At 58.9% G+C, this 25,579-nt stretch carries 27 protein-coding genes; 16 read left to right on the top strand and 11 right to left on the bottom strand.

The genetic code is table 11. The annotated features are described in order from the left end of the window. Window positions 1-23 precede the first annotated feature (23 nt). From ACR0EL_RS02215 to dusB, 6 genes are all read right to left on the bottom strand, one after another. A complete protein-coding gene (locus ACR0EL_RS02215) occupies window positions 24-620 on the bottom strand; it encodes a helix-turn-helix domain-containing protein (RefSeq protein ID WP_480497831.1) in 597 nt (198 codons plus the stop codon). A gap of 27 nt (window positions 621-647) precedes the next feature. Continuing rightward, window positions 648-2,057, bottom strand: a complete 1,410-nt coding sequence (gene ntrX / locus ACR0EL_RS02210; RefSeq protein WP_170530335.1) for a nitrogen assimilation response regulator NtrX — start codon at window positions 2,055-2,057, stop codon at window positions 648-650. Beyond that, window positions 2,054-4,342 carry a sensor histidine kinase NtrY-like gene (locus tag ACR0EL_RS02205; RefSeq protein ID WP_480497829.1) on the bottom strand — a complete coding sequence of 763 codons (2,289 nt, stop codon included), beginning with the start codon at window positions 4,340-4,342 and terminating at the stop codon, window positions 2,054-2,056. The genes ntrX and ACR0EL_RS02205 overlap by 4 nt, the downstream gene beginning before the upstream one ends. Window positions 4,343-4,441: 99 nt before the next feature. Further along, window positions 4,442-5,809, bottom strand: coding sequence for a response regulator (locus ACR0EL_RS02200; protein ID WP_353006924.1), 1,368 nt, complete (start codon window positions 5,807-5,809; stop codon window positions 4,442-4,444). Beyond that, on the bottom strand, window positions 5,809-6,891 hold the full coding sequence (locus ACR0EL_RS02195; RefSeq protein ID WP_480497827.1) for a two-component system sensor histidine kinase NtrB: 1,083 nt from the start codon (window positions 6,889-6,891) through the stop codon (window positions 5,809-5,811). Before ACR0EL_RS02195 ends, ACR0EL_RS02200 begins: the two co-directional genes overlap by 1 nt. Next, window positions 6,888-7,871 carry a tRNA dihydrouridine synthase DusB gene (dusB, locus tag ACR0EL_RS02190; RefSeq protein WP_480497825.1) on the bottom strand — a complete coding sequence of 328 codons (984 nt, stop codon included), beginning with the start codon at window positions 7,869-7,871 and terminating at the stop codon, window positions 6,888-6,890. Before dusB ends, ACR0EL_RS02195 begins: the two co-directional genes overlap by 4 nt. A 196-nt stretch (window positions 7,872-8,067) precedes the next feature. On the opposite strand from dusB, the gene ACR0EL_RS02185 reads away from it, so the two are divergent. The 5 genes from ACR0EL_RS02185 (at window position 8,068) to ACR0EL_RS02165 (ending at window position 12,820) form a co-directional block, all read left to right on the top strand. Further along, a complete protein-coding gene (locus ACR0EL_RS02185) occupies window positions 8,068-9,198 on the top strand; it encodes a bifunctional 2-C-methyl-D-erythritol 4-phosphate cytidylyltransferase/2-C-methyl-D-erythritol 2,4-cyclodiphosphate synthase (RefSeq protein WP_480497823.1) in 1,131 nt (376 codons plus the stop codon). Further along, window positions 9,195-9,692: a phosphatidylglycerophosphatase A family protein gene (locus tag ACR0EL_RS02180; RefSeq protein ID WP_480497821.1), complete on the top strand. Its 498-nt coding sequence runs from the start codon at window positions 9,195-9,197 to the stop codon at window positions 9,690-9,692. The genes ACR0EL_RS02185 and ACR0EL_RS02180 overlap by 4 nt, the downstream gene beginning before the upstream one ends. Next, window positions 9,689-10,165: a CinA family protein gene (locus ACR0EL_RS02175; RefSeq protein ID WP_480497819.1), complete on the top strand. Its 477-nt coding sequence runs from the start codon at window positions 9,689-9,691 to the stop codon at window positions 10,163-10,165. Before ACR0EL_RS02180 ends, ACR0EL_RS02175 begins: the two co-directional genes overlap by 4 nt. A gap of 285 nt (window positions 10,166-10,450) precedes the next feature. Continuing rightward, on the top strand, window positions 10,451-11,128 hold the full coding sequence (locus ACR0EL_RS02170) for an orotate phosphoribosyltransferase (RefSeq protein ID WP_480497817.1): 678 nt from the start codon (window positions 10,451-10,453) through the stop codon (window positions 11,126-11,128). 201 nt (window positions 11,129-11,329) lie between these two features. Further along, entirely contained in the window at window positions 11,330-12,820 is a 1,491-nt protein-coding gene (locus ACR0EL_RS02165; RefSeq protein WP_480497815.1) for a replicative DNA helicase, read from the top strand. A 3-nt stretch (window positions 12,821-12,823) separates the two neighbouring features. Here ACR0EL_RS02165 and ACR0EL_RS02160 read toward each other — a convergent pair whose 3' ends face one another. Next, complete coding sequence (locus tag ACR0EL_RS02160; protein WP_480497813.1) at window positions 12,824-13,363, bottom strand: GNAT family N-acetyltransferase; 540 nt, start codon at window positions 13,361-13,363, stop codon at window positions 12,824-12,826. Window positions 13,364-13,591: 228 nt separating this feature from the next. Here ACR0EL_RS02160 and alr point away from each other — a divergent pair, with 228 nt between their 5' ends. From alr to ACR0EL_RS02110, 10 genes are all read left to right on the top strand, one after another. Further along, window positions 13,592-14,626 (top strand): alanine racemase, encoded by a 1,035-nt coding sequence (alr, locus tag ACR0EL_RS02155; protein ID WP_480497811.1) that lies wholly within the window; start codon window positions 13,592-13,594, stop codon window positions 14,624-14,626. Continuing rightward, on the top strand, window positions 14,623-15,405 hold the full coding sequence (locus ACR0EL_RS02150; protein ID WP_480497809.1) for an MlaE family ABC transporter permease: 783 nt from the start codon (window positions 14,623-14,625) through the stop codon (window positions 15,403-15,405). The genes alr and ACR0EL_RS02150 overlap by 4 nt, the downstream gene beginning before the upstream one ends. Continuing rightward, the gene (locus ACR0EL_RS02145; protein ID WP_480497807.1) at window positions 15,402-16,148 is read left to right on the top strand and encodes an ABC transporter ATP-binding protein; all 747 of its coding nucleotides are present in this window, start codon (window positions 15,402-15,404) and stop codon (window positions 16,146-16,148) included. Before ACR0EL_RS02150 ends, ACR0EL_RS02145 begins: the two co-directional genes overlap by 4 nt. Continuing rightward, window positions 16,148-16,531, top strand: coding sequence for a hypothetical protein (locus ACR0EL_RS02140; RefSeq protein WP_480497805.1), 384 nt, complete (start codon window positions 16,148-16,150; stop codon window positions 16,529-16,531). Before ACR0EL_RS02145 ends, ACR0EL_RS02140 begins: the two co-directional genes overlap by 1 nt. A gap of 13 nt (window positions 16,532-16,544) precedes the next feature. Then, window positions 16,545-16,994: a paraquat-inducible protein A gene (locus ACR0EL_RS02135; RefSeq protein WP_480497803.1), complete on the top strand. Its 450-nt coding sequence runs from the start codon at window positions 16,545-16,547 to the stop codon at window positions 16,992-16,994. A 125-nt stretch (window positions 16,995-17,119) separates the two neighbouring features. Next, entirely contained in the window at window positions 17,120-18,481 is a 1,362-nt protein-coding gene (gene radA / locus ACR0EL_RS02130) for a DNA repair protein RadA (RefSeq protein ID WP_480497801.1), read from the top strand. Window positions 18,482-18,521: 40 nt separating this feature from the next. Beyond that, window positions 18,522-19,112 carry a CvpA family protein gene (locus ACR0EL_RS02125; protein ID WP_353006891.1) on the top strand — a complete coding sequence of 197 codons (591 nt, stop codon included), beginning with the start codon at window positions 18,522-18,524 and terminating at the stop codon, window positions 19,110-19,112. Between the two features lie 645 nt (window positions 19,113-19,757). Next, complete coding sequence (purF, locus tag ACR0EL_RS02120) at window positions 19,758-21,281, top strand: amidophosphoribosyltransferase (RefSeq protein ID WP_480497799.1); 1,524 nt, start codon at window positions 19,758-19,760, stop codon at window positions 21,279-21,281. Between the two features lie 252 nt (window positions 21,282-21,533). Next, on the top strand, window positions 21,534-21,782 hold the full coding sequence (locus ACR0EL_RS02115; RefSeq protein WP_353006886.1) for a hypothetical protein: 249 nt from the start codon (window positions 21,534-21,536) through the stop codon (window positions 21,780-21,782). A gap of 41 nt (window positions 21,783-21,823) precedes the next feature. Then, the gene (locus ACR0EL_RS02110; protein WP_480497797.1) at window positions 21,824-22,468 is read left to right on the top strand and encodes an SDR family NAD(P)-dependent oxidoreductase; all 645 of its coding nucleotides are present in this window, start codon (window positions 21,824-21,826) and stop codon (window positions 22,466-22,468) included. Between the two features lie 61 nt (window positions 22,469-22,529). On the opposite strand, the gene ACR0EL_RS02105 is transcribed toward ACR0EL_RS02110, so the two are convergent. The 4 genes from ACR0EL_RS02105 to ACR0EL_RS02090 all read right to left on the bottom strand — a co-directional run bounded on the left by ACR0EL_RS02105 (window position 22,530) and on the right by ACR0EL_RS02090 (window position 25,042). Then, entirely contained in the window at window positions 22,530-23,372 is an 843-nt protein-coding gene (locus ACR0EL_RS02105; RefSeq protein WP_480497795.1) for an ATP-binding protein, read from the bottom strand. A 117-nt stretch (window positions 23,373-23,489) separates the two neighbouring features. Then, window positions 23,490-24,365, bottom strand: coding sequence for a twin-arginine translocase subunit TatC (gene tatC, locus ACR0EL_RS02100; RefSeq protein ID WP_170530388.1), 876 nt, complete (start codon window positions 24,363-24,365; stop codon window positions 23,490-23,492). Next, window positions 24,362-24,820: a Sec-independent protein translocase protein TatB gene (tatB, locus tag ACR0EL_RS02095; protein ID WP_480497793.1), complete on the bottom strand. Its 459-nt coding sequence runs from the start codon at window positions 24,818-24,820 to the stop codon at window positions 24,362-24,364. Before tatB ends, tatC begins: the two co-directional genes overlap by 4 nt. A gap of 6 nt (window positions 24,821-24,826) precedes the next feature. Then, window positions 24,827-25,042, bottom strand: coding sequence for a twin-arginine translocase TatA/TatE family subunit (locus tag ACR0EL_RS02090; protein WP_170373887.1), 216 nt, complete (start codon window positions 25,040-25,042; stop codon window positions 24,827-24,829). A gap of 221 nt (window positions 25,043-25,263) precedes the next feature. Between ACR0EL_RS02090 and ACR0EL_RS02085 the strand changes: the two genes are divergently transcribed. Beyond that, entirely contained in the window at window positions 25,264-25,569 is a 306-nt protein-coding gene (locus tag ACR0EL_RS02085; protein WP_480497791.1) for a hypothetical protein, read from the top strand. The last annotated feature ends 10 nt before the right edge of the window (window positions 25,570-25,579 follow it).

Here is a 25,579-nt window from a genome sequence, read left to right as displayed (position 1 = left end):
GGTCAGGTCGGGGAACGCATAAATTATGCGGCCTGGCGCCGCGACCCGCTGACCAGCCGCACGGGCGTTCCATCCGACAGATACAGCCGTTCCCAAATGATCTCTCCGGCGCTGATGCGTATGCGATCATGCACAGCCTCGGAGGTCAGAAAGGACTTTGGGGTTGGTGTATGGGCCTCCCACCACCCTTCCTGGTCCAGCTCAGCCTCGGCCTGTTGAATTTCCTCGGTTGCAAACTGCCAAAGTGACACGCCTAACAACGCGTTCTGGCTGGTTTTCCAGTCCCTTGCCCGGCTGGCGGAATAGGCAAGGCATCTATGGCTGGCTTCCTCGACAAGATGAAGGCAGTCCGATGAGGTCTCAACCAGTCGTCGCAAGGCGCTGTCATCTACGCGTGTCGGTCCGAACGCAGCAAAGACCGCCTGCTGCGTTTCCGGTGGCGGGGTTTGTCCGCCCCGCTCCCAACGCGAAATAGTTGCCTGATCGACCTGCAACAACTCGGCCAGATGCGATTGCTTATAGCCAGTGGATTGACGCAGGCGCTTCAGGCGTTTGCCGAAACTCGGATAGGCATGGGACCTAAGCTTGAAATTGCCCGATCTTGGCGAAGCTGTGTGCATCGGTCCCTACCCTATGAGAGCCGCAGATTACTCTGCCGGTTCCGGCTCATCTATTTGCGCCACCCGCGCTCCGGATTTGTTCGAGGTCACAACCCCCAGCGATTTCAGCTTGCGATGCAGCGCGCTGCGCTCCATCCCGACAAAACTGGCGGTGCGGCTGATATTGCCACCGAAGCGATTGATCTGGGTCAGTAGGTATTCCCGCTCGAACGCCTCACGCGCTTCGCGCAACGGCAGGGTCGCCAGAGCACCCGACAGGACAACACGGCCCGAATCCTCGGTTTTGTCTTCGTCGCTTGGCAGCTCGCGCGCCTCAATCGGACCGGTGCCATCACCAAGGATCAGAACACGTTCGATCAGGTTCTTCAACTGACGCACATTGCCGGGCCAGGTCATGGTTTGCAACAGGGCCACGGCCTCTTCCGACAGCTCGCGCATTGGCAGGCCTTGGGTTTCGTTGCACATCTCGATGAAATGCTGGGCCAGAACAGGGATATCCTCGCGCCGGTCTTCCAGCGATGGCACGTCCACTGGCACAACGTTCAGACGATGATACAGTTCTTCCCGGAACCGTTCGGCTGCGATCTCTTCGTCCAGATCCTTGTTGGTGGATGATATAACGCGCAAGTCCACCCGTACCTTGTCGCTGCCGCCCACGCGCTGGAACTGCTGATCCACCAGCACCCGCAGGATTTTCGACTGAGTACCCAAGGGCATATCAGCAACCTCGTCAAAATAGACCACACCGCCATGGGCCTCTTCCAGCAGACCCGATTCCACGCCACGTTCAGAGCTTTCGCGCCCGAACAACACTTCTTCGACCCGCTCGGGTTCAATCCCGGCACAGTTGACCGTCACAAAAGGCGCGTTGGCGCGGTTTGAATGCGCGTGGATATACCGGGCCGCAATCTCCTTGCCTGACCCGGCTGGGCCGCTCAGCATCACGCGGCCATTCGATTTTGTGACCTTGTCCAACTGACCCTGCATCGCCCGGAACGAGGCGGATTTGCCGATCATGTCCGAGCTGCTGACTTCTTTGCGCTTGAGCGAGGCATTCTCGCGGCGCAGGCGAGAGGTCTCCATCGCGCGGCGTATCACCACCATCAATTGGTCGATGTTGAAGGGCTTTTCGATAAAGTCATACGCACCCTGCTTGATCGCGGCGACCGCGATCTCGATATTGCCGTGACCGGAAATGATCACCACCGGCACATCCGGGTTGTCACGCTTTACAGCTTTCAGGATATCGATCCCGTCCATGCGGCTGTCCTTCAGCCAGATATCCAGGATCAACAACCCCGGCGGCTCGGAATTGATCGACGACATGCACTCATCCGAGTTTGCCGCCAGCCGGGTGGAATAGCCTTCGTCCTCCAGAATGTCGGACACCAGTTCGCGAATATCGCGTTCGTCATCTACGATCAGAATGTCGCTCATCTTTGGCCTGCTTTCAGTTTGTTGATTTTAATCGCCTGTTTTTGTGGCGCTGAATTTGGTGGGAGATTTGCTCCCGGCAAACGGATCACGGCCATTGCGCCGAAATGGTCCTGTCCGTCGAATACGGGCGCGTCTTCCAAAGTCAGCGCTCCGCCATGTTCTTCGATAATCTTCTTGACGATGGGCAGGCCCAGCCCGGTCCCTTCGTCACGCGTGGTCACATAAGGCTCAAACAACCGCGCACGATCCTCAGGAAGGCCGATACCATTGTCGGCAATCGTGACAATCGTTCCCGCATCATCCGTGGAAACAGTCACTTTGATCTGTGGCCTCAGGTTTTCAGGCGCGCCTTTTTCTTTCAAGGTTCCAATAGCTTCGCCCGCGTTCTTGATCAAATTCGTCAAGGCCTGGTTCAGCATGGTTGCATCCAGATCAGCCGTGATCGGCTGTTCCGGCAAATCCGCATCAATTTGCACATCCGGTTGCCCCGCCTGCTGCAGCAAAACGGCCTCGCGCACCAGAGCAACCACATCCTCCTGTCGCCTCTCTGGTTCCGGCATACGTGCAAATTTTGAGAACTCATCGACAATGCGCCGCAGGTCGTTGGTCTGTCGCACAATCACATCGGTCATCGATTCTAGGGTGTCACAATCTGCCTCATCCAGCTTGGATGAGAATTTGCGTTTAATCCGTTCCGCGCTCAATTGAATCGGTGTCAGCGGGTTCTTGATCTCATGCGCGATGCGCCGTGCCACATCGCCCCAAGCCGCCATACGCTGAGCGCTGACCAGATCGGTCACATCGTCAAAGGCCACCACGTAGCCCTCAAGCGAGCCATCCTCACCCCGCCGCGTGGCCATGCGCACGAGCAGGTTTTCCAACTGTCCTTTGCGGGTCACCTTGATCTCGCCCTGTACGGCCTCTTGCCCGCCCTCTTTCAGGCTTTCAAACAGCGGCAGGAATTCGGGCACTGCGATACCGATCAACAGATGCTGTTCGCCCCGCGACCAGTCCAGCAGACGCTCGGCTGATCGGTTTACGAAGGTCACACCGCCTTCGGGATCAACACCGACGACGCCTGATGTGACCGAGCTGAGAACGGAATCGAAAAGGCGGCGGCGGCTTTCGATCTGGCGTGTGTTTTCCAGCAGTGTATCGCGCTGGCCTTTAAGCTGCCGGGTCATTTGGTTGAAATAACGTCCCAGCATCGCAATTTCGTCGTCGCTGGCCTCTTCAATGACCTGTACGCTCAGGTCCCCGGCACCGACGCGTTGCGCGGCTGTGGTCAGACGGCCAACAGGGCGCGACAGGCGTTCGGCAAACCACATGCCCAAAGACATCGCCGCAAGGATAAGGATCAGGGCAAACCCCAAATATAGAAGGCCAAAGTTGAAAAGCACCCTGCCGCGTTCGCTTTCAAGCTGCTGGTAGAACTGCGCAGTTTCCTTAGTATCGTCCAGGAGGGTCAGTAGCTGACCATCAACATCGCGGCTGACATAGAGATATCGGTCCAGGTAGGCCTGCAGCGGAACAAGCGCGCGGAACTCGTTGTTCTCCCAATCGGCGATGATCAACAGACCGGTATCTGCCGCTTCGACCATCTGTTCGGGTGTGGGCTTTTCGTAGCTGAACAGGTAGGATCGATCCCCGCGCGACCGGATTTCGCCACTCCCATCGATCACATAAGCCTCGCGCAGACCCCGTTGGATTTGCGCCTGCCCCTGTGCCAGAACCTCACGCAATTCCGCATCCGAGATATAGAAATCGCGGGCTCGCGCATTGTCCAGAAACAGCGCCAGAACAGCTGCATCCTGGGTCAGACCCTGCCGGTGTTCCAGCTCATACGCCTCAGCCGCAGTCAGCGATGATCCGACGACCTGACGCACACGGTCCGAAAACCAGCCCTCAAGACCGATATTCACGGTCAGACCGGCGAAGATCGCAACTGTGACCGTAGGCACCAGAGCCAAGAGCGTGAAAGCACCGATCAGGCGCAAATGCAGGCGAGACCCCGCCGATTTCGCGCGTCTGGCTGCGACCAGCGAGCCGAGCTGGCTGAGCACGAGGGCCGCCACGACAAGGACGTAAACAAGGTCGGCAAGCAGAATCAGACGAAGGGTCGGCGCGGTCGCGCCCAGCTCAAAGGGACCAATGACCAGATAGGTCGCAAGCGCCAGCGCGGGCCCTAGAAGAACAAGCCCCAAGGTGCCGAAATTGCGCAGTTTTCGGGACTTTCGCCATCGAATAATCGATGGGATTATCCCGCTCTGTGCTCGGGTTGCCACCGTCTGCCCTCATCCTGATGTGTCGCTTGTGCGACTGACCGCCATATGTCGTGGTCGTTTCCCCGGAGATACCCGGATGCCACGGCTTGTGTGGCGATATTACATCAGTTTGCGACGGCGTGTCACCTGAATATCGAGGTCTGTGATCTTTTTCCGCAGCGTATTTCTGTTAATTCCAAGCAAATCAGCGCATTTTGCCTGATTGCCACCGGTTGCCTCCAATGCGATTTCGATCAGCGGGGCCTCAACCTCACGCAATATGCGCTGATACAGGCCCGGAGGCGGCAGCATATTGCCGTGCAAATCAAAATACCGCCGCAGATGCCGTTCCACCGAGGTGGACAGTTTCTCGCGCTCGCCCCCACCCAGAACAGGTTCAGCCTCGGGCTGGCTGCCCAGCACCATCTCAACCTCGGCTTTCGAGATTTCATCGGCCCGGCTGGTTAGGCTAAGGCGGCGAACCGCGTTCTCTAACTGCCGTACATTGCCGGGCCATGAGTAGCGACGGATCAGTTCAACCGCATCCGGGCTGAGCCAGCGCTTAGTGCCGCTATCACGCTCTTCGCGGGCCAGAAAATGCTCGGCCAGCAAGGTGATATCATCCACACGCTCGCGCAGGGCCGGTACGTGGATCGTCGCGCCGCATAGGCGGTAGTACAGATCCTGCCGGATACGACCACCTTCCATACCTTCGGCCAGATCCGACTGGCTCGTGGCCATGAAACGCGGCACGTGATCGCCAGGGGTGTCCATCATGCGTACGATGCGCGCCTGAAGCTCATCATCCAGATCGGCGATCTCATCAATCAACAGCGTACCTCCACGCACGCGCGCCATGACACGGGCGGGCCCCTCCAAATCACGCAGGTCTGCAGCAGTGGCGGTTACAAAGGGCAATGTACGACGGTCTGAGAAATCGTGAATTGCTCGCGCGATCAGAGACTTACCGGTCCCGCTTTCACCAGAAATCATGACGGACAGATCGGTATTCATCACTCGCGCAACCAATCGATACAGAGACTGCATGACGGATGTGCGCCCGACCAGAGGCAACTCATCCGGGCGCTCATTTGCTTCTGCCTCAGGTTCCGATTGCAGCCGCTGCTTTTGTTCCAGTGCGCGCGCAGTGCGTTTCATCAAATCTGGCAAATCGAAGGGTTTAGGCAGGTAGTCATAGGCATCCGCCTCAGCCGCCTGGATCGCCGTCATGATTGTGTTCTGGGCCGAAATCACAATCACCGGCAAACCGGGACGATCTTGCGCGATTTTCGGCAGCATTTCCAAACCGTTCCCATCCGGCATGACGACATCTGAAATCACCACATCCCCTTTGCCTTCACCTACCCAACGCATCAGCGTAGTCAGCGAAGAGGTGGCATGCACCTTGCATCCGGCCCGTGTCAGGGCCTGAGTCAGTACTGTGCGGATCGTGCGATCGTCATCTGCAACCAGAACGGTGCCATCCATCAGGTGCTCTCCTTCGTTATGCTCTCTGCCGGCGCGCGGCGCAGCGACAGTTTGAAAACCGTGCGTCCCGGAACGGAATCAGCCGAGATCCAGCCGCGATGGTCCGAGATGATCTTGCTGACCAGCGCCAGCCCTAGACCCGTTCCATTTTCCTTGCCCGAGACAAACGGGTCGAAAATGTCGCTGCGAATATCCTCGGGCAGTCCGGGGCCATCATCAATGATCTCAATCTGCAATGGCAGCGAATGACCCGAGCCGTCACTGCGACGCAGGCGGAACGAATGTTCAAAATAAGTGCGCAGGCGAATTGTGCCGCCATTCGGGCCAGCGGCCTCGGACGCGTTTTTCAGAAGGTTCAGAACCACTTGCAGGATTTGATCCGGGTCACCATAGGCCAGCGGCAGCGATGGGTCGTAATCCTCGATAATGGTCATATCCGCGCCGAACCCCAGCAAGGCCGAACGGCGGGCGCGGTCCAGAACGTCGTGGATGTTGACCGGTTTGAAGTCGGGTTGCTGCAGGTTTCCGAATTGCTCAACCTGCTCCAACAGCTTCACGATGCGGCGGCTTTCGGCCACGATAAGGTCTGTGAGTTCAAGATCTTGTGCTGAGATATTCATGCTAAGAAGCTGCGCCGCGCCCGTGATTCCGGCCAGCGGGTTCTTGATTTCATGCGCCAGCATCTCTGCCATACCGATGGCGGATTGCGCTGCTGACTTAACCGTGTTGCCACGTGTCATGCGCCCCGCCAATTCGCGTGGTGAGATGATCATGATCATTGATCCCGGATGCCCGACCAGCGGCGCGATCTGTAGTGCGCATTGCAGCGGTGCGCGGTTACCCGACCCGACATCGACATCATTGACGAACAGGGGCGTGCCTTGATGACGCGCGCGCAGGAACGCCTCTTCCAGTGGGGCATCCACGGCGATCTGGTCCCAGACCGGATGACCGATCACCGATTTGCGCGACGCGTTCAGGAAACCCTCGCCCGAGGAGTTCACATCGGAAATCCGATCCTCCAGGTCGATGATGAAGGCCGGAACGGGTAGCGAGTTCCAGATGCTCTGATCCGAATTCATGCGGCGACCTCAGCTGCGCAATCCAGCGCCTCACCAAGCAGGCGCAACACCTCTTGCGTATCACGTGAGGTCAAAACAGCCCGACGCAAGGGCGCGGGCGTTCCGGCTTCGTCCATGTACCACCCCAGATGCTTGCGCGCGACGCGCAGGCCCAGATCGGTGCCGTAGAATTCGAGCATGGCTTGATAGTGCGCGCGCACCATCGCGACCAATTCAGCGCCCTTGGGGATTTCAGGTGCGTCGGTGCCGTAGATGTCATGGCATATCTGTGCCAGAAGCCAGGGTTTTCCCTGCGCGCCCCGCCCGACCATCACGCCATCTGCGCCGGACTGATCCAGCGCCGTGTGGGCCGCTTTGGTATCAACAATATCGCCATTAGCAATGACGGGGATCGACACAGCCTGTTTCACAGCTCGGATCGCCTGCCAATCGGCGTGGCCTTTGTAGAATTGGCAGCGCGTACGCCCATGGATCGTGACCATCTTGATCCCCGCCCCTTCCGCCCGGCGCGCGACATCAGGCGCGTTCAGCAGCGCATCATCCCAGCCCAGCCGCGTTTTAAGGGTTACGGGTACATCGACCGCCTCAACCACCGCTTCGATCAGGGTCAGGGCGTGATCTGGCGTTTTCAGAAGGGCGGAGCCGGAATAACCATTGGTCACCTTCTTGGCCGGGCAGCCCATATTGATGTCGATTACTCGCGCGCCGCGATCGGCGACCTGACGGGCAGCTTCGGCCATCCAATGCGCCTCGCGCCCGGCCAGTTGAACAGCGGTGTTCTCGACATCCGCCGACAGTTCCGCCCGTTCGCGCACGCCCGGCTTGGCTTGCACCATCTCCTGGCTGGCGACCATTTCGCTGACGACCATGCCCGCCCCAAACCGCATCACCAGATCGCGGAACGGGCGATCCGTGATTCCAGCCATCGGCGCCAGCAGCACAGGTGGGTTCAGAGTTTTGTCAGCAAGATGCAGGGTCAACGTGCCTAATCCTTGAGCAGTTGGGGTTTTGATATCGAATCCAGTGCATATGAACAACAAAACGACCACTCACAAGCCTGCAAAATCATCATTCGCTTAATTTTTAGGCAGATTGACGCAGGTGATTGCCTCTGCATTCACCGCCCCCTAAACAATCCCCTAAACAATGGCCTAAATCGCAGGAGCAAACGTCAGTATGACAACCGCCGCCATCATCGTTGCCGCCGGTCGCGGAACCCGCGCCGGAGGAGGCACCCCCAAGCAATGGCGCATGCTGGGCGGGCGCATGGTAGCCGACTGGACGATCGACAGGTTTCGCACACAAGTCGAACATATTGTACTCGTGCTATCACCCGACGATTCGGGGGCTTGGGAGGCCTATCGGGACAGTGATCTGATCCTCGCCGCGGGTGGCGCGGATCGGGCGACATCTGTCCGCAATGGGCTGGATGCGCTGGCGGACCGGGAAGTAGATTACGTTTTGATTCATGATGTTGCCCGCCCCTGCCTGGGTACGGACGTCATTCAGAACGTGCTGCACGCGCTGAGCAAAAGTCAAGCTGCCGCCCCCGGATTGGCCATTACAGACGCGCTTTGGACCGGGGATGAGAGCACGGTTTCCGGAACGCAGGATCGAACAGGTCTGTTCGCGGCCCAAACGCCGCAGGGCTTTCACTATGACGCAATCACGGCCGCGCATGCGACCCATTCAGGCAGCGCGGCGGATGATGTCGAGGTCGCGCGCGCCGCCGGGCTGGACGTGACCATCGTGCCGGGCGATCCGGACAATATCAAAATCACACGACCCGAGGATTTTGCCCGGGCAGCACGGATATTGGGGCTGAATATGGATGTAAGACTGGGCAACGGCTATGACGTGCACCGGTTTGGTGACGGAGATCATGTGATCCTATGCGGTGTGAAAGTACCGCATGATCGTGGGTTGCAAGGTCATTCCGATGCTGATGTCGGCATGCACGCTGTGACGGATGCGATCTATGGCGCGTTAGCGCAGGGCGATATAGGCCAGCACTTCCCCCCTTCAGATCCGCAGTGGAAAGGCGCCGCCAGCGAGAGTTTCCTGCGCCACGCTGTCGAGCTTGCCCAGACAATGGGCTACCGCATCTCGAACGCCGATTGTACGCTGGTTTGCGAATACCCAAAGATCGGGCCCCATGCCGAAAAGATGCGTCAGGAAATGTCCAGAATCATGGGGTTGCAGGTCGACCAGGTCTCGGTCAAGGCAACCACGTCCGAGCGTCTAGGCTTCACTGGCCGCAGCGAAGGCATCGCGTCACTCGCCACTGCATGTCTGGTGAAAGCATGAGCATCGCGCGCCTGATCGGAACCGTCTGTGGCGTCGGATATCTGCGCCCTGCCCCCGGCACATGGGGATCACTTGCGGCCCTGCCTCTGGTCTGGGGCCTGCACATTCTGGGCGGCTTCCCCCTGCTCGTCCTCGCGACGTTCGTCGTGTTCATCGCAGGGCTTTGGGCCACAAAGGTGATGACCGCCGGGCAAGAGAATCACGACCCATCCGAGATCGTGGTCGATGAGGTCGCGGGACAGTTCATCGCGCTCTGGGCCATATCCTACCCAAGCTGGGCACACGGGATCGAGATCAGCGCGCTCTGGCCCGGCTGGGTCGCTGGGTTCCTGTTGTTCCGACTGTTCGACATCACCAAACCCGGCCCTGTTGGCTGGGCGGATCGTCGCAATGATGCGATGGGCGTGATGCTGGACGATGTGATCGCCGGGGTCTTTGCCGCCATCGGTGTAATGGCTCTGGCCGGGATCGCGCACGGAGTGTTGGGGCTATGACCGTCGCTGCACTGCTCGATTTGGCAAAGGCTCGTGGCGTGATGATCGCCACTGCCGAAAGCTGCACGGGCGGTATGGTCGCCGCCGCGCTAACCGACATTCCCGGCAGCTCCGCGGTGGTCGAGCGTGGATTCGTCACCTACACCAACCGCGCCAAGCAGGACATGCTGGGTGTCCGAGCCAAGACGTTGGAAGCCCAAGGTGCAGTCTCAGAACAGGTCGCGCGCGAAATGGCCGAAGGCGCAGTGCGAAACTCTCAGGCGCAATTGGCCATCTCGATCACCGGCATCGCGGGTCCCGGGGGGTCCGAATTCAAACCCGAGGGGCGTGTGTGTTTCGGGCTGGCTGGTGAGGGGCTGACCACCCACACCGAAACGGTGGAGTTCGGCGCACCCGGGCGCGACGCTGTGCGGCGCGCGGCGCGCGACCATGCGCTGAACCTGTTGCATAACGCGCTTTTAAAATTCACCTAAATGGCATGGATGCCTTGGCGTCAATTGCGCCCCTTGCACCGATCAAACCGGTTGCACGGATCGCCTTAGGTCGCATACACGCGGTGGCCGGAACACGGGCTCGATCAGTCAGCACACCGTGACCGGCCCCGAAGACCCAAGCAGCCAAGCCCACCTTGGCCGCACTGCCCGAAAGGGCAAAAAGCGGACCCGCAAGGGTCCGCTTTTCTTTTGTCGCCCTCTCGACTCCGGCCCAAGGGACAGGCTATCAGCCCGCAACACTCTTTCAGCCCAGAGGTTTGCGCCATGATCCCCAGTTCTTTTCCTGACAGCACCGAAATCGCCCGCCTGACCGCGCGGATGCTGCTGGAGATCAAGGCTGTGCATTTCAATGCGCGCGAGCCGTTCACGCTGGCCTCTGGCCTGCCCAGCCCCACCTATATCGACTGCCGCAAGCTGATCTCATACCCACGCATCCGCTCGACCCTGATGGATTTCCTGACCGTAACCGTGATGCGCGAGGCCGGGTTCGAGGCGTTCGACAATATCGCCGGGGGCGAAACAGCGGGCATCCCATTCGCCGCAATGGTCGCCGAACGCATGGCGCTGCCGATGACCTATGTGCGCAAGAAATCCAAAGGCTATGGCCGCAACGCCCGGATCGAAGGTGCGATGAACGAAGGCGAGCGTGTACTGCTGGTCGAGGACCTGACCACCGATGGCGGGTCAAAGCTGTCCTTCGTCGATGCGATCCGCGAAACCGGTGCAACCTGCGGGCATACGGCGGTCATTTTCTACTACGGAATTTTCCCCGAGACAGAAAAGACGCTGGGCGATCATGGCGTGAAGCTGCATTCGCTGTGCACCTGGTGGGATGTTCTGGCCGAAGCCAAGGCGCAAAAGGCCTTTGACGAAGAGACCCTTAGCGGCGTCGAAGCCTTCCTGAACGACCCGCGCGGGTGGCAGGAAGCGAACAAAAGCTGACGTCGCGAAATCTGTTTTCTGAGCGGGAGCAGTGGCAGGTCCGCGGACTTAATCCGCACAATATGTTGACGTCCAGCCCCCTCATGCTTCAAGATGATGGGACCCGGAGATATTCACAGCATATCCCCAGAAAACATACAATTTGCCCCGACTCGCAGGGCTAAGCTATGGACCTTGTCCCAAGGGACGGTGAGAGCAGCAATGAACGAGATCAGCAGTATCGAGCAGGCAGCGGCACAGATTCAAAACGCCGAAACCATGCCACATTCCATTGAGGCCGAGCAGCAGCTTCTGGGTGCAATCCTGACCAATAATGATCTTTATGACCGGGTCGCCTCGATCATCGGGTCCGAACATTTCTATGACCCGGTCCATGCGCGCATCTATGAGGTCGCGGCCAACCGCATCGCCAAGAATGCGCTGGCCTCACCCGTGACGCTGAAATCCTTTATGGCCGAGGATGAGGGGCTAAAGGAATTGGGTGGCCCGGCCTATCTGGTCAAACTGGCCGGGGCCTCGATCAGTGCTTTTGCCGTCCACGACTATGCCCAGATGATCTATGACCTGGCGATCCGGCGCGAGCTGATCCGGCTGGGCCGAGATATCTCGGACAAGGCCGCGCGGGTCGACGTATCCAGCGAGCCCAAGGAACAAATCGTCGAAGCCGAGCAGCAGCTCTATCAGCTGTCGGAACAAGGCCAGACAGAACAAGGCTTTCAATCCTTTCTTAAGGCGGTCACCGAAGCCGTCAACGTTACCAACGAAGCATACCAGCGTGGGGGCGGGATGGCCGGCATCTCGACCGGTCTGGCCGATCTGGATAAGCAGCTGGGTGGCTTGCATCCATCGGACCTGATCATTCTTGCCGGCCGTCCCTCTATGGGAAAAACCTCGCTTGCGACCAACGTGGCCTTCAACGTGGCCAAAGCCTATAAACGCGGCACCAAACCTGATGGCAGCGAAGGCGCGATTGATGGCGGCGTGGTTGGGTTCTTCTCATTGGAAATGAGTGCCGAACAGCTCGCAGGCCGCGTTCTGGCTGAAGCCTCCGAGATTTCCAGCCACAAGATCCGTCAGGGCGACATGACCGAGGCCGAGTTCCGCCGCTTCGTGGATGCCGCCAAAGAACTGGAAGCCTGCCCGCTGTTCATCGACGACACCCCGGCCCTGCCCATCGCACAGCTTGCCGCCCGCGCACGGCGGCTGAAACGGACCCATGGGCTGGACCTGCTGGTGATCGACTATCTGCAGCTGTGCCGCGGCATGTCGGACAACCGTGTCAACGAAATCGCCGAGATTTCGATGGGCATGAAGGCGATTGCCAAGGAGCTGAACATCCCGGTTATCGCCCTGTCCCAGCTGTCGCGCCAGGTTGAAAACCGCGATGACAAGCGCCCGCAACTGTCCGACCTGCGGGAATCGGGCTCGATCGAACAGGATGCGGATGTGGTCATGTTCGTGTTCCGCGAGGAATACTACAAGGAACGCGAAAAGCCCGGCGATCATGAGCTGGACAAGATGGAAGAGTGGAAACAGGCCATGGAGCGCCTGCATGGCAAGGCCGAGGTGATCGTCGGCAAGCAACGCCACGGCCCCATCGGCACGGTCGAGCTGTCCTTCGAGGCCCAGTTCACCCGCTTTGGCAATCTCGTCAAACCCTGGCAACAGGGCGGCGAGATCGAGGGCTACTGATCCCTACCACAAGGCAGGGTTGTTCAGCGCCGCAACGCAATGCGATGGCCCAATTAGCAGGGTCAGTTCGCGCCCGTCCAGAGATTGCCCCAGCCAACCATGCGGATAGCTGAGCTTCAGCGGCGGCTGCGCGATCTCTTCTGAAATGGCCAGAAACCCGGTTTTGCAATAGTAGTTTGGATCGCCATAGGTCAGCACCACATCGACGCCAGAGTTGCGCAGTTGGTCCAGACCGAAGGTTATCAAAGCCTGCCCAATCCCCGATTTCTGCCGGTCCGTTCGCACCGCCATTGGTGACAGGATAAAGACATCTCGGCTGTCTTGCGGATATGTTATCCGGGAAAACGCAACAGCGCCCACCAGTTCCGTGTCTTGATAAGCAGTGTAAAGCATCACATCCGCCTCAGGCGTTATGCTCAGCAAATCTTGCACAAACGCGCCGATCAGCACGCCTTCATCAACGCCCTCCGAGGCTGAAAAGACGTCTTGAAACAGATCGACCACAGCCTGAACATCTGATCCTTTACCGGTCGAAAACTCCATGATCCCCTCCGGGCACTGCATCTGCTTTATCGCTCAAAACTGGAAGGTCACACCTGACCAAACAATCGCGCCTTCGCAATCCCGCAAACCATGATCGCAGCAACAAACTGCCAGAATTCACAAGAACTTGGCAAATTTCGGCGGTTGTCGCGCATACAACGCTGAAACGGCGTCGCAAAAGCGTCATTCCCTCTTGACCTTATACGGCGCAATGTCATGAACAACGCCATGAGTACCGCACGACTGACAATCAATCTTCAGGCCCTTGCCAGCAACTGGCGGGCGCTGGATGCACAGACCGATATTGAAACCGCCGCCGTGGTCAAAGCCGATGGCTATGGGCTGGGCGCCGGGCCGGTCAGCAATACGTTGGCCGAAGAAGGAGTGCGTAAGTTTTTCGTCGCGGTCGCCGAAGAAGGCGCAGCCGTTCGTCAGGCCATTGGACCAGGGCCGCAGATCTGCGTGTTTTCCGGCCATATGGAGGGGGATGCAGACCTGCTGCGCGCCCATGACCTGATACCGATGATCAACGCACCCCAGCAGTTTCAGCGCCATATTCAGGCGCTACCGGATCATCCTTTTGGCATTCAGCTGGACAGCGGCATGAACCGCTTGGGTCTTGAACCAGCCGACTGGGCCGATCTGCGCCCCAAGGCCGAAGCGCTAAACCCGGTTGTCGTGATGTCTCATCTGGCCTGTGCGGACGAACCCGATCATCCGATGAACCAGCAACAGCTGAAGACCTTCCGGGAAATGACTGATGGCATCACCGCACCGCGCTCGCTGGCGGCCACCGGTGGCACGCTTCTGGGGCCGGAATTTCATTTCGACCTCTGCCGCCCCGGTATCGGCCTTTACGGCGGGATGCCCTTTGCCGGGGCGCGGCCTGTTGTCACCGTTGATCTACCGGTGATCCAGGTGCGCGCACTTGAGGTTGGCGAAACCGTTGGCTACGGCAACAGCTGGGCCGCCCGACGCCCGTCGCGCATCGCAACGGTTGCAGCGGGCTATGCGGATGGCCTGCACCGCGCCATCGGTGGCGGGATCGACACATTTGCAGGCGATCAGCCCTGCCCCGTCGTGGGCCGTATCTCGATGGACCTGATCACGGTCGATGTCACCGACCTGCCAGATGACCCTGAACGCCTTCGCATCCTGAACGGGCATCAAACCGTGGATGATCTGGCCGAAGCGGCGGGCACGATCGGCTATGAAATCCTGACCTCGATGGGTCGCCGGTATTCGCGGGGTTATGTGGAATGAATCCTGTCTTACTGCTCAGCGGATTGGGTCGCGCCGTCCTGACCGTGCTGGCAGCGTTTGGACGCGTCGCGCTGTTTGCGCTGGACGCAATCTCTCATATCTTCCGCCCTCCGTTCTACCCGCGCGAATTCGCCATGGCGCTGCTGAATATCGGCTGGCTGTCCCTGCCCGTGGTCGGTCTGACCGCGATCTTCACCGGCGGCGCGCTGGCCCTGCAAATCTACGCAGGCGGCGCGCGTTTCAATGCCGAAGCTGTGGTGCCCCAGATCGTTGCCATCGGCATGGTGCGAGAGCTTGGCCCGGTGCTCGTCGGCCTGATGATCGCCGCCCGCGTGACCTCATCTATCGCGGCTGAGATCGCGACGATGAAAGTGACTGAACAGATTGACGCGCTGGTCACCCTGTCCACCCACCCGATGAAATACCTGACCGCACCGCGCGTGCTGGCGGCGCTGATAACCGTGCCTGCCTTGGTCGCGGTTGGGGATATCATCGGCATCATGGGCGGCTACACCGTTGCCACGCAAAATCTGGGCTTCAACCCGGCGGCCTATCTGAAAAACACCGTGGATTTTCTTGAGGCCCGCGACATCGTCTCGTCACTCGTCAAAGGGGCCGCGTTTGGCATGATCGCCGCCATCATGGGCTGCTATTACGGTATGTCCTCGGGCCGTGGCGCGCAGGGCGTGGGCCGCGCCACCAAGGGCTCGGTCGAGGCCGCAGCCGTGCTGATCCTGGCCGCCAATTTCGTACTCACAGGGGTGTTCTTCTCGCTATGATCCGGATGGAGAACGTAACAAAAGCCTTTGGCGACAACCGCGTGCTGCAAGGCATGAACCTTGAGATTCCCAAGGGCACCTCGATGGTCATCATTGGCGGCTCGGGCACCGGCAAGTCGGTGGCGCTGAAATGCATTCTGGGCCTGATCCAGCCCGACAGCGGCATGATCTACGTGGACGGCAAGGACGCCACCAAAGGCGACCGCGATGCGTTTCTGGCCCGGTTCGGCATGCTGTTTCAGGGCGCGGCGCTATTTGACTCGCTGCCCGTCTGGCAAAACGTCGCCTTCCGCCTGCTGCGCGGCTCACTGAAACGCCCGGTGGATGAGGCGCGAGAGATCGCCATCGAAAAACTGCGCCGCGTGGGCCTGAAACCCGACGTGGCCGACCGCCTGCCCGCCGAGCTGTCAGGCGGCATGCAAAAACGTGTCGGCCTCGCCCGCGCCATCGCCGCCGAGCCCGAGATCATCTTTTTTGACGAGCCCACGACGGGTTTGGACCCGATCATGTCCGGCGTCATCAACGACCTGATCCGCGAGATCGTGACCGAGATGGGCGCAACGGCCATGACCATCACCCACGACATGAGCTCGGTCCGCGCGATTGCCGACAACGTGGCGATGCTGCATGGAGGCGTGATCCAGTGGACCGGGCCTGTGGGTCAGATGGATGTCTCGGGCGATCCGTATCTGGAGCAGTTCATCAGCGGGAGTGCTGAGGGGCCGATTGAGGCGGTACGGTGATGAGTGACTCTCAACTCTTCCTTTTTTCGATACCCGGAATTTATCTTAATACGGTTCTGCTGATTTGGTTTGTTGAAGTGATCAGAAAAAACGGGCTGGTCTTCGCGCCGGTTCGTGGGTTCAATCTAATGACACCGGTATTCAAAGCGTTCTTGATTGGGGTTGTTCCCGGCGCGCTCGTTGCTAACTATCTCGCGTTTCACACAGAAACGCCCCATTTCTTAGTGGGCGTCCCCTTTGTGATTGGCGTGTTAGCCTCCGCCGTCATGCTTCATCGAAACTTAATTTCACATTCCGCTAACGTGTCCAAGACGAACGCTGCCGTTGCCGGAGTTGGACTGGTGCTCGCTGCATTTTGGGGTCTTACTGCCTTCATGTCATAGTAGGGTTGTACAAATGCTCCTCCGCCTCGCCACCCTCTCCCTCCTGATCCTCTACCCCATCGCGTGGTTCGCCCCACTGATGCGCGCAGGCCTGCTGCCAATCTTCGGCCTCAGCGAGATCAGCGTCATCACCGGCCTCCAGTCCCTCTGGAAGTCAGACGTCTTCCTCGCTCTGGTCGTCACCATCTTCGCCCTCTTCGCGCCGTATATCAAAACCATCGGCACCGCGCTGATCCAGTGGAACCTACTCGATGCCCGCGTCCAACCCGCGCTGAACATCCTCGGCAAGCTGGCAATGGCCGATATCTTCCTCATCGCGCTCTATATCACGCTGGCCAAGGGCATTTCTTACGCCACGATTGAAACCGCCTGGGGCCTCTACCTGTTCACGCTCTGCATCCTCGCATCGCTGGTGCTGGGCCTTCTGACCGAAGGTCAGGCAAAGGCCCAAACCCCCACCTGACGCCCGGCGCGGATGCGCACGCTGCGGGTGACAGCCCGCAGGGCCCGAGCCCGCTGCTCGCAATCGGCGGAGATGAAAGCCCACAAGGGCTTGAAGAACCGCCCATCCTAAGGCACCAAAGCCCAATGGCAAAACCAACTTATTCCTGCTCGGCCTGTGGTGCGAGCTTCACAAAATGGTCCGGGCGTTGCGATGGCTGTGGGGAATGGAATACCATCACCCAAGACGTGCCGCTTTCGGCTGGCCCGGCCAAGAAATCCCTCGGCGGCAAGCGGGGACAGTCTGTCACGCTCACGGACCTGTCGACCGAAGAGACACCACCACCCCGAACACTCAGCGGGGTGGACGAGTTGGACCGCGTCCTGGGCGGCGGTCTGGTTCCTGCCTCGGCCCTGTTGGTGGGCGGCGATCCCGGTATCGGAAAATCCACCCTTTTGCTGCAGGCCGCAGCGCGCTTTGCCCGTGCAGGCGTCAAAACGATCTATGTGTCTGGCGAAGAAGCCAGCGCGCAGGTCCGTATGCGCGCGCGGCGATTGGGGCTAGAGGACGCACCTGTTCAACTGGCCGCGGAAACCAACCTGCGCGATATCCTGACGACGCTGGAAACCGAGAAGCCCGGCCTCGCCATCATCGACTCGATTCAGACCATGTGGGCCGACAATGTGGACAGCGCACCGGGCTCGGTGTCACAAGTCCGGGCCGCAGCCCATGAATTGACCACGTTTGCGAAACGACACGGCGTGTCGATCGTCATGGTCGGCCACGTCACTAAAGAAGGTCAGATCGCAGGGCCGCGCGTGGTCGAGCACATGGTGGACACCGTACTGTATTTCGAAGGCGAGCGCGGCCATCAGTTCCGCATCCTGCGCGCCGTGAAGAACCGCTTTGGCCCCGCTGATGAGATCGGCGTATTTGAAATGACCGGCAAGGGTCTGGCACAGGTCACCAACCCATCGGCCCTGTTCCTGTCGGAACGCGGAGAACCCAGCCCCGGATCGGCCGTTTTTGCAGGGATCGAAGGCACTCGGCCCGTATTGGTGGAGCTTCAGGCCCTCGTGGCACCCTCCCCTCACTCCCAACCCAGGCGTACGGTTGTTGGCTGGGACAGCGGACGGCTGGCGATGATCCTCGCCGTACTCGAAGCGCGCTGTGGTATCCCCTTCGCCGGACTTGATGTCTATCTGAACGTCGCCGGAGGGTTGAAAGTCAGCGAACCCGCCGCCGATCTGGCGGTGGCCGCAGCCCTGTTGAGCGCGCGCGAAGACACAGCCCTGCCTGCTGACACCGTTGTTTTCGGAGAAATCTCGTTATCCGGGGCACTTAGACCGGCCCCGCAGACCGAAAATAGGTTGAAAGAAGCCCAAAAACTTGGTTTCACATCGGCAATTGCTCCGGCAGGCGGCAAAACCGGCACTGTGGCAGGTCTGACACTCACCCGACCCTCTGATTTGGTTGGGTTTGTTGGCGAAACCTTCGGAGCAGGTTAAAGTCGCGCCGCGAGGGGCAGAAAAAGAACAGGCGAGGGCCATGGAAGGTTTTACAATAATTGACGGGGTTGTGGCCCTGATCATCGTGCTGTCAGGCCTCTTGGCCTATTCGCGCGGGTTCATGCGCGAGGTTCTGGCCATCGCGGGCTGGGTCGCAGCGGCGGTTCTTGCGTTCATCTTTGCACCGCAGGCTGTGCCTTTGGTCAAAGAAATCCCGGTAGTTGGAGATTTCCTGCGTGACAGCTGTGAATTGTCAGTGATCACAGGCTTTGCCGCTGTATTCGCCATCGCGCTGATCGTGGTCAGCATCTTCACACCCCTGTTTTCGTCGCTGGTGCAGCGTTCGGCCCTGGGTGGTCTAGACCAAGCGCTTGGTTTCTTCTTCGGCATCGCCCGCGGTATCCTGTTGGTCGCCATCGCCTTCTTTGTCTACGACACGGTCATGACCGGCCAGTCTTACACGATCGTGGATGAAAGCCGTTCGGCCAAGGTGTTCGAACAATTCAGCACACAGATCGAAGAGCAAAATCCCGAAGCCGCTTTGGGCTGGGTTACGACTCAGTATGAAGAACTGGTGGGTAGCTGCACCTCGAATGGATCAGCGCCTGCTGCGGAAACCACCGACAACTGATCTCATACACATTACAATATTGAAAAGCCCGGCATTGCCCGGGCTTTTTTCATGGATCAGACAAATCCTTCTCCGCCGCACACCGTGCATCGAATGGTTTTCAACCCAAAACACCCATCGCACCGGCTGAAAATCGGCTTGCCATGAATATCGCGGCCTTTGACGACCTGTCCGGCGCCGTTGCAAATCTGGCATGGTGCACGCCCCATACCGCGACACCGGTGGCACCGCCGCTTGGGTGTTTCTTCTTTCTTAGGCGGCGGCCTGTTCTGCCACATCACACCCCCTTGTCCGCTCAACATGCGTGTTTTGATCCGGTTTCTACCATGTCAGCATAATCGCATTCATATGTCATCAGACTTGCTGCGCGGTCGAGACAACACAAATCTCACCTGCGGCATTGTGTAATTGTGATCCTTTGATGACAGGGGCGTTCTAAGGCAGTATGTGAGGGCCAACCCGCCACGGAATCGGAGCTGCCGGTCTTGTTCTTTGTGTTTTCATCTGCGTGCGTCGCATCGATGATTGGCCATTTGGCTTATGAAACACAGACAATCGCGCACAAGGTGCAGGTAGCATCCCCTTATCGATCCCGACAGTCGGTCAAACCTCTCGTCACAACGCCATAGGAATTGGAGCCCGTACATGTGTGGGATTTTGGGGATCGCAAGCCGGACACATGATGTGTTTGCGGAAATCTATGACGGCTTGCTGATGCTGCAACACCGGGGGCAGGACGCCTCGGGGATCGTCACATATAACGGTGAATTCTTCCGCGAGAAAAAGGCCAACGGTCTGGTCAAGGATGTCTTCAACGCCACGGATGCTGAAACCCTACTGGGGAAAGTCGGCATGGGGCATGTACGCTATCCAACCGCCGGTTCGCTCAGCGCGGCTGAGGCGCAGCCCTTCTTCGTAAACGCGCCTTACGGGATCTATCTGGTCCATAATGGCAACATCACCAACACGGCCGAACAACGCGAAAAGGTCACGGGCAAATACAGCCGCCACCTGCGCACCACCTCGGATTCCGAGATCCTGCTGAACGTGCTGGCCGACAAGGTGGCCGATGCGATCAAAGTCAATGGCAATGTCGAACCCATTCGCAACATCTTTGCCGGGGTGAAGATGACAATGGAGCGGGTACAGGGTGCCTATTCCGTGATCTGCCTGATCGCAGGTGTGGGCATGCTGGCCTTCCGTGACCCGTACGGCATCCGCCCTTTGTCTGTCGCCGTTCGTGAAACCGAAGGCGGCGGCAATGATTACGCCTTTGCCTCCGAAGACGTAGCCTTTGGCATCAACGGGTTCGACAAGCTGCGCGATCTGCGCGCTGGTGAGGCCATCCTGATTGATCTGGATGGCAATATGCATGAATTCCAGGCGGTCGAGGGCAAGCTGACGCCCTGTATCTTCGAGTATGTCTATCTGGCCCGCCCGGATTCGCTGCTGGATGGTGTGTCCGTCTACAAAACCCAGATGCGCATGGGTCAGACATTGGCCAAGCAAATTCAGGACTCGGGGCTGGATATTGATCGGATCATTCCAGTACCGGACAGCGCCCGCCCGGTAGCGCTTGAAGCCGCCAAGATCACCGGCATCCCTTATCGCGAAGGTCTGGTGAAAAACCGCTATGTCGGCCGCACCTTCATCATGCCAGGTCAGGAAGAGCGGCAGAAATCCGTGCGCCGCAAGCTGAATGCCATACCGCTGGAATTCAAAGACCACAATGTTCTGCTGATCGACGATTCAATCGTGCGCGGCAATACGATCAAGAAGATCGTACAGATGTGCCGCGAGGCCGGAGCCAAGAAAGTCTATATCGCCAGCGCGTCTCCTCCGGTGAAATATCCCAATGTCTACGGCATCGATATGCCCACAAAACATGAGCTGATCGCCAACGGCAAAGAGATCGAAGAAATCCGCGAAGAGCTGGGCGCAGATGCCCTGTTCTACCAGCATCTTGATGATCTGGTTTGGGCCGCCAAGGAAGGCAACCCTGAGATCGAGGCCTTCGATTGCTCTTGCTTCAACGGTGACTACATCACCGGCAGCGTCAGCGACGATTACCTCGACAGCCTGGAAAACAGCAGCCGTGTCAGCAAAAAGCGCGAGGATATGGAGGTTGTGGGCGGATCGTGGAACGGGGCCAAACTGGCCTCGGGCTAATCTGACGCCTCGAATCAGATGGGTTGGTTGAGACACCGCGTTTCGCGTTTTTCACCAACTCGCTATCATTCATGAAAACGTGACACACGAGCGTGATCCCGAAATCGCAACGAATGCAAAGACTTCGCAAACCCTGAGTTTTAGGTCAGGCCATGCGACGCTGCGGCAGTCTTTTGTTCCTTTTTGGCCTTTGTTAACCAACCCGCTGCTACCACTCACCAAAGGGGTCTGGGTCCTACCCGACCGCAGCTTATGTCCAATGCCACCGTTAAAGGCGCGGCAACGCAAAAAGGCGCGCTGAAGAAAAACTCTGTGTCTGTGCTTGGGATATTTGGTCCCAAGGCGGATTTGCGCGCGCTGATGCGAATGTCCTCGGGTCGCGTCAAAGAAGTGAAAACCGGCAGCCGCGTTGGGTCGGGTACCATCGTGGCCATCGACGAGCACGGCGTGATGCTGCGACAAAGCGGCCAGACCCGGCGGATCGCGATCCCTGGAGGCTGACGCCTCTTGACGGCCTGCACGATGGGGTCCAAACCGCAGCCATGACCGATCAGACCAAAATCGCCCTCATCACCGGGGCCTCTCGCGGGCTGGGCGCAGCCCTGGCCGAGGCGCTGGCCCCCGAATATCATATCGTCGCCGTCGCCCGCACCACCGGTGGGCTAGAAGAGCTGGACGACCGGATCAAGGTAAAAGGCGGATCTGCCACCCTGGCACCAATGGACATCACCGATCCCAATGCCATGGCCACCCTATGCCGGGGCATACATGATCGCTGGGGCAAAGTGGATCTGTGGCTGCACACAGCCGTCCATAGCTCGGCCCTGACGCCCGCGCATTTTGTCGACCCGGAAGAATGGGCCAAGGCGATGAACACCAACGCCAATGCCACTTCGGTCCTGATCCCCTATGTGACGCCTTTGCTGGGCGAAACGGGTCATGCGGTGTTCTTCGACGACCCCAAAGCGGGCGAGAAGTTCTATGGCATCTACGGGGCTACCAAAGCCGCGCAAATGGCGCTGGCCCGCAGCTGGCAGGTCGAGACCGAACGCACCGGGCCGCGCGTTTCCATCGTGGAACCTGCGCCGATGCCCACCGCCGTACGGGCCCGGTTTCATCCCGGTGAAGATCGGGATGTTTTGACCAGCACCTCGGATGAGGCTGCGCGGATTGTGGCGCTGCTTTAAGGAAATGGCCCTTTTAGGCGATGCCTCCGGCGGGGATATTTTTAGCCAAATGAAGCTGGGATCAGGCGATATGAACGCCGTTGCGCCCTGCCAGATCGACGAAGAATTGCCAAGCGACGCGGCCCGAGCGCGCGCCTCGGGTGGCCTGCCATTCGATGGCTTCGGCACGCAGGGTTTCCGGGTCGACTGAAACCCCGTAGGCACCGCAGTAGCGGTCGATCATGGCCAGGTATTCATCCTGATCGCACGGGTGGAAGCCCAACCACAGGCCGAACCGGTCAGAAAGGGAGACCTTTTCTTCAACTGCTTCCGACGGGTTGATGGCGCTGGAACGTTCGTTTTCAATCATATCCCGCGGCATCAAGTGGCGGCGGTTTGAAGTGGCGTAGAACACTACGTTTTCAGGTCTGCCTTCGATGCCGCCATCCAGCACGGCCTTAAGCGATTTATAGTGCTGGTCATCGTGGCTGAACGACAGGTCATCGCAGAACAAGATGAAGCGGTGCGGTGCAGCACGCAGGTGGTTCAACAGGCGCGCGACCGAGCCCATGTCTTCACGTTGCAGCTCGACCAGTTTCAAGTCTGGGTGATCATCCTGAAGCGTGCCGTGCACGGCCTTCACCAGACTGGATTTCCCCATTCCACGCGCACCCCAAAGCAGCGCGTTGTTGGCTTTGAAGCCCTCGGCAAAGCGACGGGTATTGTCCAGCAACGTATCGCGGGAGCGGTTGATCCCGACCAGCAGGTTCAGATCGACCCGGTTGACTTGTGTGACAGGCTCTAACCGATCCGGGCCGACATGCCAGACAAAGGCGGGGGCCGCGTTGAAATCCGGGGCGGCCAAGGGCGCAGGGGCCATGCGGTCCAGCGCGTCGGCGATGCGGTTCAGGGCTTGATCATCCATCGGGGCCTCCGGATCTTGCTGTGGCGTTGTCAAACCATGATCCGAGCGATGCAACAAGGGCCTCAAACGAAAAAGGCGCGCCGAGCCCGGCGCGCCTATCTTTGCCTTCAGAGCGGGTTATTTGCCCTCTTCCTCCTGGATGATCTCCTCATCCGCATCAGCCTCGTCATCATAGTAACCATCCGCGCGCAGCTGTTCTTCGCGCTTCTTCTCGACCCGTGCGACAAGGAAGATCGATATCTCGTAGAGACCATAGACCACAACGAACAATATAACCTGAGTGATAACGTCAGGGGGCGTGACCAGCGCCGCGAGCACCAAGATTGCGACGACCGCATATTTGCGGACGGAGCCAAGCCCTTCGGCGCTGACCAATCCTGCTTTACCCATCAAAGTCAGCAATACGGGCAGTTGGAAGCAAAGACCAAAGGCCACGATGAACTTGATTGTCAGGTTCAGGTATTCCTGCGCCGAGCCCTGGAACACAACGCTGAGCGGTGCGGCTGTCGCTCCATCGGTTACGGCCTCGCCCTCAGCTCCGAACTGCTGGAAGCCTAGAAAGAAATCATACGCCAGCGGCGTCACGACGTAGAACGCAAAACTTGCACCCAGAAGGAACATGAACGGCGACGCGATCATGAACGGCAAAAACGCGTTCTTTTCGGTTCGGTAGAGCCCAGGAGCAACGAACCGCCACATCTGCATTCCGATATAGGGAAAGGCCAGGATGAACCCGCCCAACAGCGAAACCTTGATGGCAACAAAGAAGCCTTCCTGCGGCGAGATAAAAATCAGCCCGCAATCCTGTCCGCGCTCATTAAGCACCTCGCACAACGGGTGCGTCAGGAAATTGAAGATCGGCGTGGCCACCGTGAAGCAGATGATCATACCGATCAGAAACGCCACAACGCAGTGGATCAGACGTGTGCGAAGCTCGGCCAAATGCTCGATCAATGGGGCCGAGCTGTCTTCGATTTCGTCAGTCTTGCTCATGTCTTGCTTTCAGTCTTCAAAGCGGCTTCGGCCTCTTCGGCCTTGGCCAAAGCATCTGCGGCTTCTTTGGCTTTGCGTTCGGCCGTCGCGCGCGCGCTTGTTGCCTGAATCTTCTTGGCTTGTTCGGCCCGTTCAGCGGCCAACTTGCCGGTTTCGCTCTCAGGATCGAACTTGGTGGGATCGATGCTCTTACCCAAATCCTGAGCCGCCTGTTTCACACCATCCATTGCGGTATTCACCGGATTGGCGGCAGCATTCAAACCCTTTTTGATCTCGTTCACGCCTGCCTGGTCAGCGGCTTCGTTCATCGCGCTGCTGAACTCGCGCGCCATACCGCGGGCCTTGCCAACCCAGCGGCCAACATTGCGAAACAACACCGGCAGGTCCTTGGGGCCTACCACGATCAGCGCAACGATGCCGATGACCAGAAGCTCGGTCCAGCCCAGATCAAACATCTGCGCTTAGACCTTGTCTTTTTCGGTTTCCGGTGTGACGTCCTTGGCAACTTCGGCTGCATCCTGCTCCAGCTCGTCTGCGCCTTCCTTGACGCCTTTCTTGAACGACGTGATGCCTTTGCCAACTTCGCCCATCAGCGAGCTGATCTTGCCACGACCAAACAGCACCAGCACCACAACAGCAATCAGCAGAAGGCCGGGAAGGCCGATATTATTGAGCATGTTTCTTCTCCTTTAACGTCGGCGCAGCACGCCGGGAATATGATCTGGTCTTGTGTTTATGCCCCAAACCCCCATCACAAAAAGGGGGCTTTCACGGTAGCGCCTCCAGAATCCGGTCCAAACATACGATTTTACAAGGCTCGCCTTTCACAACTGACAGGTTTATGTCAGTTGTACGTGACTACAACAGCGATATCGCAACCTGGTCAACGGAGACTCACATGACCCATGTCGCAGAAATCGTCACTTTCACCTTGAACGACGGCACCTCGCCCGAGGCGTTCGTCGCGCTTAGCCAATCCACCGAATCCTTCGTGCGCGCGGCCCCCGGATTTGCCCATCGCCAACTCAGCCAGGGCGATGACGGGCGTTGGACCGACTATGTAGTCTGGCAGGATATGCAGGCAGCGCAAAACGCTGCTGCGCAATTCCCGGAACAGGAATTTGCCCCCGCCCTGATGGCAGCCATTAACCCAGACAGCCTACAGATGCGGCATGAGAATGTACTATGGAACATGACCGCCTAGTCGCGGTCAG

This window comes from Ruegeria sp. AH12 (assembly GCF_056541465.1).
The sequence above is the reverse complement of the archived record's forward strand: the minus strand, read 5'-3'. Positions and strand labels throughout refer to the sequence as shown.